An 11,621-nucleotide genomic window follows, 5' to 3' on the forward strand; every position below is an offset into this window, starting at 1 on the left:
TCAAAATTATAAAAAAAACAGCCCGAATTCGACAGTTTTTATATGACGAACCGGGCTGTTTATCAGCATATATTCAACTAAACATAAATTTAGTTTTGAACGCTTGTCGTGTTTCTTACAGTTACATCGTGAGCTGAACCTTCCTGAATTGTAACCGGCGAAACAAGTGTAATTTTTGCTTTTTCCTGCAATTCTGGAATAGAAAGCGCTCCACAGTTGCACATTGTGTGCACAACCTTGCTCAGTGTCATTCCAACTCCGTCGTGCAAGTGTCCGGCATAAGGAACGTAAGAATCTACACCTTCTTCAAATGCCATGCCTTTTTTACCGCCGAGGTCGTATCTCTGCCAGTTGCGTGCGCGGTTTGAACCTTCGCCCCAATACTCTTTTACATAGTTTCCGTTGATTACGAGTTTGTTTGAAGGAGACTCATCAAAACGTGCAAAATAGCGTCCGAGCATTACAAAATCTGCGCCCATTGCAAGCGCCAAAGTTACATGATAATCGTGAACAATTCCACCGTCAGAACAAACAGGAACATAAATTCCAGTTTTCTTAAAATACTCATCGCGTGCTTTTGCTACTTCGATTGTCGCAGTTGCCTGTCCGCGGCCAATTCCCTTCTGTTCGCGTGTAATACAGATTGAACCGCCGCCAATACCGATTTTTACAAAGTCTGCTCCGGCATCTGCCAAAAAGTTAAAGCCTTCCGCATCAACAACGTTTCCAGCACCAACTTTAATTCCAGGGAAAGCGGCATGCAGATCTTTGAGAGCACGGGCCTGCCATTCAGAAAAACCTTCTGAAGAATCAAGAACAAAAACGTCTGCGCCAGCCTCGAGGAGTTTTGGAACGCGTTCCATGTAGTCGCGTGTGTTAATTCCTGCACCAACAATATAACGCTGTTTAGAATCAAGAAGTTCGTTCGGATGCTCTGCGTGAGTTGAATAATCCTTGCGGAAAACAAGGCTCACAAGATTTCCATTTTTATCAACAATCGGGAGCTGGTTTACTTTTTTCTCCCAAATAATATCATTTGCTTCTGAAAGATCAATTCCCTCTTTGCCAGTTGCCAAATCTTCAAGACCGGTCATGTAGTCTTTTACCTTTGAACCTGCCGGACAATGACCAATTCTAAAATCTTTTGAAGTAATAATTCCAAGAAGTTTTCCGTTCGGGCTTCCGTCTTCTGTAACAGCAACAGTTGAATGGCCTGTTTTTGCGCTCAATTCTACAACTTCTTCCAAAGTCTGATCCGGACGAATATTTGAATCAGAAGTTACAAAACCTGCCTTGTAAGCTTTTACACGGGCAACCATTGCAGCCTGATTTTCGATTGTCTGGCTTCCAAAAATAAAACTGATTCCGCCCTCTTTCGCAAGCGCAATTGCAAGTTTGTCGTCAGAAACAGCCTGCATTACGGCAGAAACCATTGGAATATTCATTGTAAGCGGACAAGTTTCGCCAGCTTTTTTGTTGAATTTTACAACCGGAGTCTTTAATGAAACTCTGTCTGGAGTACATTCCGCAGAAGAATAACCAGGAACCAAAAGATATTCGCCAAAAGTGTGCGAAGGTTCTTCAAAATAATAAGCCATTTTAAATCCCCTAAAAAAAATCAATTAAATTTTTGTGTAATTTATCAATTATACAAATTCAGAAAATCAATTTCAATAGTGATTTTATTTTTAATCTGCACTTAACTTGAATATCTTGCCCCGTAAACAAATTTTTATAGTTAAGAATTTTCACTTTTATTCGGTTCAAAATCTTCCATATAATAAAACTTTTTCGATAATTTTTAATTCAAAATCCGCATTCAAAAAAATTGAATAATTTAGAAAAATATGATATTTTTTTAAGCATGGGGATATAGCTCAGTTGGTAGAGCATCTGGTTCGCAATCAGAGGGTCACCGGTTCGAATCCGGCTATCTCCACTTTTTTTGGGCACATTTTTGCAAGAATCTTGCAAAAACCAAGCTTTCCGTGGCTACGGCGTCTTACGCGCCTCCGGTGCTCCGCACCCGCCTTGCGGCCACTCCAATCTTTTGTGCGTTTACAGTTTTTCCTTAATTTCTTCCAGAACTTTCAAATCCTCAATCGCTTCTTTTAACGGACTTAAAAGCGGCATTTTTCCGTCCAAAAAACCGACCGCGTTTTCCACCATTCCCGAAAAATACTGAGTTTTTTTAGGCAGCCTTACTTTCTGTTTTTCGAGCGAATAAAATCCTGTATAAAGCTTGCTCTGTTTTCTCAAATAAAAATCGGCAATTCCGTTTCCAATGCAGATTTTGCCTTCTGTTCCCAAAATTTCAATTCTAAATTCAAAAAATTTTGAACGCCCGCTCATTTTTATGCAAATTTCAGGAACGTCTCCAAACTTTTCGCTTTTGCAAAAATTGTAATGCGCGCAAAAATTCCGCACAATTTTTTTCTCGTCCTTAAAAACGCCTGTAACCACAGGTTTTTCAAGTTCAGTTCCGCACAAAAACCGCACAATATCAACAAGATGGGTTCCATCGTGCAAGAGGCTGTAAGTTCCGTCTTTTTCAAATTCTTTTGCGTAAATGCGCAGTCCTGAATCCAATTCGGCCTCAACCTTTTGAATTTCCCCGATTTTTTCCATCCACTGCATTGCAAGCGCATAATTTTTATCAAAACGGCGCTCGTGGTTCACCATAACAGGAACCTTATTTTTTTCCGCACAGTCTGCAATTTTTTGCGCCTCAAAAGAATTCAAGGCAACAGGTTTTTCAAGAATCACAAGCCTCGGTCTTGCCTCAATCGCACGGATACATTCTTCCAAATGCGCGCTTTCGTTTACGGCAACCACCGCAATATCAATTTTTTTTATATTTTTGTAAAGCTCGCTGCCCGATTCAAAAACAAGCCCTTCAGAGCCATGGCTTTTTACGTATTTTTGCCAAATTTTTAACCGCTCCAAGTCAGTGTCGCAGCCAGCACAAAGTTCAATTTTTTTATTTTTTAAAAGCGCCATAGTGTGGCTTGCCGGCTGTTCACGTTTTTTATCAAATCCGAGCAAAAATCCAATCCGGCCTGTTCCAATCAAAACGGTTTTATATTTTTTATTTTCCATAACTCAATAATTATCGGAACAAAAAATCAGGAAGAAAACGCTATAGCAAACAAAAAAATATTCTATTACAATAGTCAGACATATTTATTAGAAAGATTACAAACAAAAAAGAGGCAAATACATGTCAGAAGAAGGCTGCACCCACAACTGTTCAACCTGCAGTTCAAACTGCAAATCAAAAGATTTTAAATTTCATCTGCATCCAAAAAGCACCGTCAGACACGTAATCGGCGTAGTTTCTGGAAAAGGCGGAGTCGGGAAATCCCTCGTAACCTCGCTTTTGGCGTCAAAAACAGCAAAAAAAGGACTTAGAGCCGCAATTCTGGACGCAGACATTACAGGCCCTTCAATCCCGACAAGTTTTGGTTCAAACGGAGAGAGAGTCTACTGCGACGAAACCGGCCTTATCGCCCCGGAAACGACAGAATCCGGAATCCAGCTTATGAGCATGAATTTCCTGCTCAAAAACGAAAACGATCCTGTTTTGTGGCGCGGCTCAATGATAAACGGCTTTGTAAAAAAATTCTGGGAAGAAGTTTTCTGGGACAACGTTGACTACATGTTTGTCGATATGCCTCCAGGAACAGGCGACGTTCCTCTTACGGTTTTTCAGAGCATTCCTCTCGACGGAATCATAATCGTTTCAAGTCCGCAGCAGCTTGTTCGCGTAATCGTCGAAAAAGCCGTAAAAATGGCGCAGACCATGAAAATTCCAGTTTACGGTCTAATCGAAAATATGAGTTACGTTCAGTGTCCGGACTGCGGCAAACAGATAAAAGTTTTTGGAGACAGCCACGTCGAGCAGATTTCCAAGGAATTCCACATTCCGCTCCTTGCAAGAATCCCGATTGACCCAAAAATAAGCCAGGCGGTCGACAGTGGAAAAATCGAAACACTCGAAGCAGAATTTCTGGATGCCGCACTTGCGATAATCCAAAATTAAACGGGCACCACCCGCATCCGCGGGTCGCTATGTCCACCCTTCCGCTTTGCTCCATTGCGGCGGCAATTTCATTACCGCCGCAACTTCGGGGTTCCCAGCGCTGGTGCGTTCAGTTTTTTCAAAAAAAGGACTTTTTACTTTTATGGACAAAAAATTTTTACTTGCTCCAATGGCAACACTCAGTCACGAAGCATTCCGACGCAGCGTACAAAAATTCGGTGGCTGCGATGAATATTTCAACGAGATGATAAACGCTCCGTCACTTTTGCACAAAGGCCGTTTTGAAAAATTCTACACACTCACCGGCGACACTCCAGAGTCCCAAAAACTCGTCTGGCAAATTACAGGAACCACAGCAGAACCAATGGCTCAGGCAGCGCAAATTCTTTCTGAACTTCCAGGCATTGGAATCGACATAAACATGGGCTGTTCCGCTCCGCAAATTGCAAACACAGGAGCAGGAATTTCGTGGATGCTAAAACCTGTAGCAGAAACCCAAAATCTCGTCAGAAAAGTAAAGTCCGCCCTCGAAAACTGCGCAAAAGACGGAAAAACTCCGTCGCGGCTTTCCGTTAAGCTTAGGCTCGGAGCAGACAACTTTACCGAAAGCGGATTTTTTAGTTTTACGGATATGCTTGTTTCGGAAGGAGTTCAGCAGTTAACCTTGCATCCGCGCACCCAAAAAGAAAAATTTGCGCGCGCTCTTCCCCGCTACGAATACGCAGAAAAACTTTCTCTGCGCTATCCTCAAATTCCAATAATTGTAAACGGCGAAATAAAAGACAAAAAAAGCCTTGATTACGCCTTAAAATGCGCTCCTCACGTAAACGGAGTTATGATTGGCAGGGCGGCCGCTTCACAACCGTGGATTTTTGCAAAATTAAAAGGCATTCTGCCAGAAGAAAAACTCGACATGCTCAATTTTGCGCTTGATTTTATTTCCGACGTCGAAAAGTTTCAGCCACCGGAATTTTTTCAAACACGTCTCCAAAGATTTTTCGCATATTACTGTCAGAATTTCAGTTTTGCCGGTTATTTTAAAACACAAATGCTAAACGCAAAAAACAACGAAGACGCTAGGGAAAGGCTTTTTCAGTATTTTGAAAAATGCCCGGAAGACAGACTAAAAAAAATCTAAAATAAAAGTTCGCAATTTAACTTTTTTAGTATATAATAAAAATCTGTTAAAAAGTTCAAGTTAAAAAAGTTAAACCGAGGATCTATTTGAAAACTGTTTACATGACTCTTTCGGGCATTTTTATTGTGCTTATGGGAGTCTATTGCATTTATTTAAAACAAAACAAAAGTCCGCTGTCAAAAAGTCTTTTCAATCTTCACCTTGGAGCCATTGTATCCACAGTTCTTTACAATATTTCTCTCATTACAACTAACCTTTTGTCCGCATATTTTATAACAAGCCTTTACTATATAAGTATTCATTTTTTGGTGATTCTTCTGACAGATTTTATATTTATCTTTACAGAAATGTCTTCATCACCAAAATACAAAAAATTTATCAAGGTTTTTAATAAAATCTGGCTTTATGTTTTTTTTGTAGATTCTTTTATTTTAATACTCAATCCGTTTTTTCATCACGAATTTGAACTTTCAAGGCTTTATATAAACCACAACGTTTTTTTATGCTGGAACGCAAAATATTTCTGGATGTTCAACATTCACCTTTACCTCTGTTTTGCGCTTTCGGCAGTAATTTTTGGAATTCTTCTGGTAAAAATAATTAAAGCCAACAGATTTTATAAATCAAAATACATTTCGGTTTTTGCGGTTTTTCTTATTACGCTTGCCGTAAACATCATTTTTCTAAAATCAAAAACTAATCTTGATTTTTCAGTTCTTTTTTATTCAGTTTTTTCGATTATCTGCTCGTGTTTTACGCTGGTTACGATTCCACGAAACATTCAGAACGAAATGCTCAAGCAGCTGTCCGACAACATAAACATTGGAATTTTTTGCTTTAACCTTGAACGAAAATGCATTTATTCAAATACCACCGCAAAAAAATTCTTTTTAGCAAAAGATGAAATTCTAAATGAACTAAAATCTCTCCTTGCGCTCCGCAAAGATTTTGTAAAACGCAACATAGAAATTAAGCAGGACGATAAGACTCTTACCCTGGCAGAAGAATTCAGCTATCTTCTCGACAGCCAGAAAAAAGCTTATGGCTATATTTTAAAATTAAACGACATTACGGAAGAACTATACAAGGCGTCAGAAGAACTTTTCGATTCAACACACGATGCTTTGACAGGACTTTTAACAAGAGATGCTTTTTATTCAGAAACAGAAAAAATCTTAAAAAGCGATCCAAATTCTCAATATTATATGATTTGTACGAACATTAAAAATTTTAAACTCGTAAACGACCTTTTTGGTTCAGAAAAAGGAGATGAATTTTTAAAAGAGTTTGCAAAAAAGCTAAAAAACACTCAGTCCAAAACTATTTTGACAGGAAGAATTACAGGCGACCGTTTTGCAATTCTTATAAACAAAACTGAAGTTGACGAAATAGACGCCTTGCAAAAAATCAAGGAACTTGAAAAATTTACTGTTTCATTAAACTACAAACTTCATATTTTTGTCGGAATTTACAAAATTACTGATATTAACGAAAATGTCAGCTCAATGTTTGACAAAGCAGCCTTGGCAATAAAAAACATCTCCGAAAATTATTCGGTAAACGTTGCCTACTACGACAACGACATGCTTTCAATTTTGAAAAAAAATCATGAAGTAATAAACGCATTTGACGATGCTTTGAATAATAATCATTTTAAAATGTATCTTCAGCCGCAGGTTAGATGCTCAGACGAAAAAGTTGTTGGCGCAGAGGCTCTTGTCCGCTGGGAAACAGAAAAAGGCGCAATTCATTCTCCAGCCTCGTTTATCAAAATTCTCGAAGACAACGGACTAATCCACGAACTCGACAAATTTATCTGGGAAAAGGCTGTCCAACTTCTTCAAAAATGGCAGCTTTTGGGAATCGACCATCATATTTCGGTAAATGTAAGCACAAGGGATTTTTATCTTATTCCATTATACGAAACCTTTACTTCTCTTGTAAAAAAATACGGAATTCCGCCTCAAAAACTCAAGCTTGAAATTACAGAAACTGCATTGGTTCACGATTTAAAACGTCATAAGAAAATCATTACAGACCTGCAAAAATTTGGTTTTACAATCGAAATGGACGATTTTGGCTCCGGATATTCTTCTCTTACAATTCTAAAAAACATCAGCATAAATATTTTAAAAATCGATATGATGTTCCTTTCAAAAACAAAACACAAGGAACGGAGCAAAAAAATTCTCGAATCCGTTATAAAAATGGCTCAAAAACTCGGAATAAAAATTATTGTCGAAGGCGTCGAAGACAAAGAGCAGGCCGAATTCTTAAAAAATCTCAACTGCGACTTTTTTCAGGGCTATCTTTATTCAAAACCGATTACTGTTGCAAATTTTGAAAGCAATTATATTTCAAAGACAAATATATCCGGAGGCACAAGATGAATTTGCACTTATTCTTTAAAATTTTCAGTGCCTTTTCTGTTGTTTCGGCAATTTTTCTGCTTCATTTTGTCCGCACAATTTCGAAGGCGCGTACTGACGCAAAAGAACCGACAATCTTTGTAATATGCACAATTTCTGCAATGCTTTTAGTCTATTCGCTTTTTCTGATGTCCTCGCTGCCTGAATTCTACAGCAAGGCTCTCATTTTATTCTGTGTTTATAAGGTATGCGCAATCTGGACATACTATCTGACATTTTCCTTTAATCACGCATTTACAAACACGACAAAAAAACTCGGCTTTATAAAAGAATTTTACTTTATTTTGTGTTTTATCGACAGCGTTCTGCTTCTTGCAAATGCCAGAGTCAATGTTATTTTTGACCTTGTTCCAGCACATACAAAGGCAGGATTTTTTTACTGGGGAATTGAGTACACTTCAAAATTCGGATTTCATAAACTAGTCTGCGCAATCTTAAGTTTTTCTTCGCTTGCACTTTTTATTTCGAGCATTGTAAAGGCGCCTTCTTATAACAAAGTAAAATACGTTACAATTTTAACAAGCGAAAGTTTAGTTTTAATCGCAAATTATGTTTTTAATTCGCTGAATCTGCCGTTAAACATTTCGCTTTTAATGCTCGTAGCAAGTTCAATTTTTATAGCAAATTACGTAAATAAAGATTTTTCTGCTCCTATTTTAATCGGTCCTCTAAACGCCATAACCGAATCCATAAACGACATTATTTTTTGCTACGATTCTTCGGAAAATTTAATCTATGCAAATTCTGCCGCAAAAAACGTCTTTAAAAAATCCAATGACAATCTTGAAAACTTTGCAAAGGAATTCCGGCAGAACTTTTTAAAAAACCGTCCTACAGAACTTTCTCTAAAGCTCGAGAACGGAGAAGAACGCTATTACATTACCGAATACAAGGATTTTTTTATTTCAAATTCAAACATCGGATCATATTTGAGACTCCAGGACAAAACAAAAGAAACACTGGAATCAAGACGCAAAAATTACATTGCGACTCACGACCTGCTCACTGGTCTTTTTAACCGTTCCGGATTTTTCAAAAAAATGCAGGAAGCCTTGTATCAAAACACATTCAAAAACCCGATTTTAATCTGTACGAACATAAAAGATTTTAAACTTATAAACACGATTTACAGCGAACAAGTCGGAGATTCCGTTTTGCAAAACCAGACAGCAGTCATGAAAAGGCTTCCCGGACACAAAAAAAGCATAATCGGACGCATTGCAGACGATAAATTTGCGATTTTGATGGAAAAACAGGATTTTGACAAAGATATTTTTGAAGAAGTATTTAACGAAGTCAGCTGCATAATCGAAAAAACTCTTTACAACATTCAAATTGTGGCAGGAATTTACGAAATTTACGATAAAAAAGATACAATTCAGTCCATTTATGACAAAGCAAAAATTTCACTGGACGCAATAAAAGATTCTGACAATCAAATTTTTTCATTCTATAACCCGTCGATGATGGAAAAAATGCTCAAGGAAAAAGACATTGTAAACGATTTTGAAAAATCGCTGAACGAAAAACAATTTTCGATTCAACTTCAGCCGGTTATTGACAACGACGGAAACGTTCTCGGAGCAGAATCTGTCGTACGCTGGAACAATCCGAAATATGAAAATTTGACGCCAAGTTCTTTTTTGGACGTTCTTGAACGAACAAGTTTAATCTACAAGCTTGATGTCTACGTCTGGGAACTTGTGGCAAAAAAACTGCACGAATGGAAAGAACGAGGATTTTCTGACCGTTTTATTTCTGTAAACGTTTCGAGCAAGGACAAATTTTTTATCGACATAATAAAAACCTTTTCCGAGCTTATAAAAAAATACGACATTTCGCCTCAAAACTTCAAAGTCGAAATTCGAGAAACGGCAATGCTCGAAAATCCGGAAAAAACAATCGAAATCTTTTCTCAGCTAAAAAAACTCGGAATAAAAGTCTACATCGACAATTTTGGAACAGGTTTCTCTTCTCTCAACGTGCTAAAAGACTTTATTGCCGACGGAATAAAAATGGACACTTCGTTCCTGTCAGAATCAAAGGTTTCCGGAAAAAATAAAATAATCCTGCAGACAATGATTTCTATGTCAAACAACTTGGGAATGGAATTTATTGCAAAAGGTGTTGAGTCTGAAAACCAAATGCTCGCACTTTCAAAAATGGACTGCAAGCTTTTTCAAGGTTTTTATTTTTCTAAGCCACTTCCGGTCAAAACATACGAAGCAAAATATCTGTAAAATTTCTCTCAGGCAAAAAAATAACGGAAGCCAGGAGATTTTCCAAAACTTCCGTTATACATGCGTTCAAACACTGCGATTATTTTTCAATCGTAATCGACTGGTCAGCAGTAAAACTTTTTCCAGGTTCAAGAGAAATCAAACCTGACTTTTCTTCCCATTCGTGTTCTGTATTTTCGGCATCGGCAGTTCCGTACCAAGGCTCAATACAGTTAAAGCCGTTTCCGGCAGCGCCTTCTTCACCTTTTCCGCCCTGCCAAACCATAACATACGGATAACCTTTGCAATTAACTTTTACAAGACTTCCGTCCTTTTTGTTGCGAAGGCCAACCCAGTCAGAAGTAATTTTTGTAAAGAAATGTCCGTTTCCAAAACCTTTTGCGTCAATCGGAATAATTCCATTTTCTTTTTCGCCGTAAAGTTTTGTACAAGGAGCAGTTCCTTCTTCGTCAACAGCAAGCTGGGCAGCGTCGTTGAGCAAAACTGTCGTCAAAGGTTCTTTCTTTTCAAATTCATACTGATAATCAGAATTTACAGTGCCGGCTGGATCTGTGTTGCGCGGACAGCAGAAAGCTGTATGGCTTCCGATAGAAAACAGCATTGTCGAAGAATCAGTATTAGTTACAGTCGTTGTAAAAATAAGTCCGTCGTCCTTAAGTTCATAATGCGTTTTAAGGCTAAATTTCCACGGAAATTTGTCAGCGGTTTCTGCGCTGTCTGTCAGTTCAAAAGTTGCCGCCGTTTCTGACTGCTCGATTAACTTGTGCTCCAGATCTCGGCTCATTCCGTTGTTTACAAGATGATATTCCTTGCCGTTGTATGTATAAAAACCGTCTTTTATGCGTCCAACATGAGGAAACAAAACCGGCGCATGGAATTTCCACACAGATTCCGGTCCTTCAAAAACATACTTTGTGCCGTCAGCTCCGCGAAAAGAATTGATTTCTGCTCCGTGAGTGTTGAGCACGACTTCGTAATTAGAATTTTTTAAAGTGATTGTCATAATTACACAATTCTACAGCCTTTTTATTTTTATGGCAAATTTAACAAGTTTAAATAGAATACATTTTTATTGAACACAAACATTTTATTCTCTTAAGATGCGATTTTTTTCATTTTTACAATAAAATGTGCTATATTAATAGAATGTACGAAATTGAGCTAAAAGCACATGTCTTAGACCGAAAATCTGTAATTCAAAATCTTGAAAAATTTGCAGCTTTTTCTGGAGCAGTTGAAAAAGACGATACTTACTATTCAAACACAATAAACGGAAAATCAATCAAGGTGCGCATTAGAAAAGAAACTCCGTTTTCCACACAGGAAGTTCCAAACGCGCCGCAGACAACTTCTCAAAAATCGGTAATTTTTACCTATAAGCGCAAAGAAATTCTCGAAAAAGACGGAACCACTATCGAAGTAAACGACGAAAAAGAACTTTTTCTCTCAGATGCAGATGCAATCGAAGCCTTTCTTTTTGATACAGGTTTTAAAACAACCTTAAAAAAGCAAAAAACCGTGCTCAGCTGGCACTACGACGGCGCAAACCTGGAACTCTGCCATGTTGCAAGACTCGGCGACTTTCTGGAAATCGAAATTCTTTCCGAAAACAACAGCGAAAAAACCGTATCTCAATCGCGTGAAAAACTTTTAAAAATGCTTTCAAAATGCGGCATTCCGGAAGACAAAATCGAAAACCGTTACTACTCGCAAATGCTCGGAGAAAAACAGGAGACATCCGTGGCTCGCCACTAATGCGGAGTTTAAGAGAA

General features: G+C 38.1%; 8 protein-coding genes and 1 tRNA gene. 6 read left to right on the forward strand and 3 right to left on the reverse strand.

The window, feature by feature from the left end; translation table 11 throughout:
• Nucleotides 1-89: 89 nt before the first annotated feature.
• Nucleotides 90-1,598 carry an IMP dehydrogenase gene (locus B5D47_RS04535; RefSeq protein ID WP_078930648.1) on the reverse strand — a complete coding sequence of 503 codons (1,509 nt, stop codon included), beginning with the start codon at nt 1,596-1,598 and terminating at the stop codon, nt 90-92.
• A 268-nt stretch (nt 1,599-1,866) separates the two neighbouring features.
• Here B5D47_RS04535 and B5D47_RS04540 point away from each other — a divergent pair.
• Nucleotides 1,867-1,939 (forward strand) — tRNA-Ala (locus B5D47_RS04540).
• A gap of 119 nt (nt 1,940-2,058) precedes the next feature.
• Here the strand turns inward: B5D47_RS04540 and B5D47_RS04545 are convergent.
• Entirely contained in the window at nt 2,059-3,099 is a 1,041-nt protein-coding gene (locus tag B5D47_RS04545; RefSeq protein ID WP_078930649.1) for a Gfo/Idh/MocA family protein, read from the reverse strand.
• Between the two features lie 121 nt (nt 3,100-3,220).
• Between B5D47_RS04545 and B5D47_RS04550 the strand changes: the two genes are divergently transcribed.
• The 4 genes from B5D47_RS04550 to B5D47_RS04565 all read left to right on the forward strand — a co-directional run bounded on the left by B5D47_RS04550 (nt 3,221) and on the right by B5D47_RS04565 (nt 9,849).
• Nucleotides 3,221-4,042, forward strand: a complete 822-nt coding sequence (locus B5D47_RS04550; protein ID WP_078930650.1) for an Mrp/NBP35 family ATP-binding protein — start codon at nt 3,221-3,223, stop codon at nt 4,040-4,042.
• Nucleotides 4,043-4,184: 142 nt separating this feature from the next.
• Nucleotides 4,185-5,180, forward strand: coding sequence for a tRNA dihydrouridine synthase (locus B5D47_RS04555; protein WP_078930783.1), 996 nt, complete (start codon nt 4,185-4,187; stop codon nt 5,178-5,180).
• An 86-nt stretch (nt 5,181-5,266) separates the two neighbouring features.
• Nucleotides 5,267-7,570 carry a GGDEF and EAL domain-containing protein gene (locus B5D47_RS04560; RefSeq protein WP_078930651.1) on the forward strand — a complete coding sequence of 768 codons (2,304 nt, stop codon included), beginning with the start codon at nt 5,267-5,269 and terminating at the stop codon, nt 7,568-7,570.
• Nucleotides 7,567-9,849: a GGDEF domain-containing phosphodiesterase gene (locus B5D47_RS04565; protein WP_078930652.1), complete on the forward strand. Its 2,283-nt coding sequence runs from the start codon at nt 7,567-7,569 to the stop codon at nt 9,847-9,849. The genes B5D47_RS04560 and B5D47_RS04565 overlap by 4 nt, the downstream gene beginning before the upstream one ends.
• Nucleotides 9,850-9,928: 79 nt before the next feature.
• Here B5D47_RS04565 and B5D47_RS04570 read toward each other — a convergent pair whose 3' ends face one another.
• Entirely contained in the window at nt 9,929-10,852 is a 924-nt protein-coding gene (locus tag B5D47_RS04570; protein ID WP_234969900.1) for an aldose epimerase family protein, read from the reverse strand.
• Between the two features lie 143 nt (nt 10,853-10,995).
• On the opposite strand from B5D47_RS04570, the gene B5D47_RS04575 reads away from it, so the two are divergent.
• Nucleotides 10,996-11,604 (forward strand): CYTH domain-containing protein, encoded by a 609-nt coding sequence (locus B5D47_RS04575; protein ID WP_159443486.1) that lies wholly within the window; start codon nt 10,996-10,998, stop codon nt 11,602-11,604.
• Nucleotides 11,605-11,621: the final 17 nt, after the last annotated feature.

The organism is Treponema berlinense (assembly GCF_900167025.1).
Classification (GTDB): domain Bacteria; phylum Spirochaetota; class Spirochaetia; order Treponematales; family Treponemataceae; genus Treponema_D; species Treponema_D berlinense.

Bases quoted from the DNA above. Each gene is read 5' to 3' on its own strand.
- B5D47_RS04550 (WP_078930650.1), top strand. From the start codon at position 3,221: ATGTCAGAAGAAGGCTGCACCCACAACTGTTCAACCTGCAGTTCAAAC.
- B5D47_RS04575 (WP_159443486.1), top strand. From the start codon at position 10,996: ATGTACGAAATTGAGCTAAAAGCACATGTCTTAGACCGAAAATCTGTA.
- B5D47_RS04545 (WP_078930649.1), bottom strand. From the start codon at position 3,099: ATGGAAAATAAAAAATATAAAACCGTTTTGATTGGAACAGGCCGGATT.
- B5D47_RS04555 (WP_078930783.1), top strand. From the start codon at position 4,185: ATGGACAAAAAATTTTTACTTGCTCCAATGGCAACACTCAGTCACGAA.
- B5D47_RS04570 (WP_234969900.1), bottom strand. From the start codon at position 10,852: ATGACAATCACTTTAAAAAATTCTAATTACGAAGTCGTGCTCAACACT.
- B5D47_RS04535 (WP_078930648.1), bottom strand. From the start codon at position 1,598: ATGGCTTATTATTTTGAAGAACCTTCGCACACTTTTGGCGAATATCTT.
- B5D47_RS04565 (WP_078930652.1), top strand. From the start codon at position 7,567: ATGAATTTGCACTTATTCTTTAAAATTTTCAGTGCCTTTTCTGTTGTT.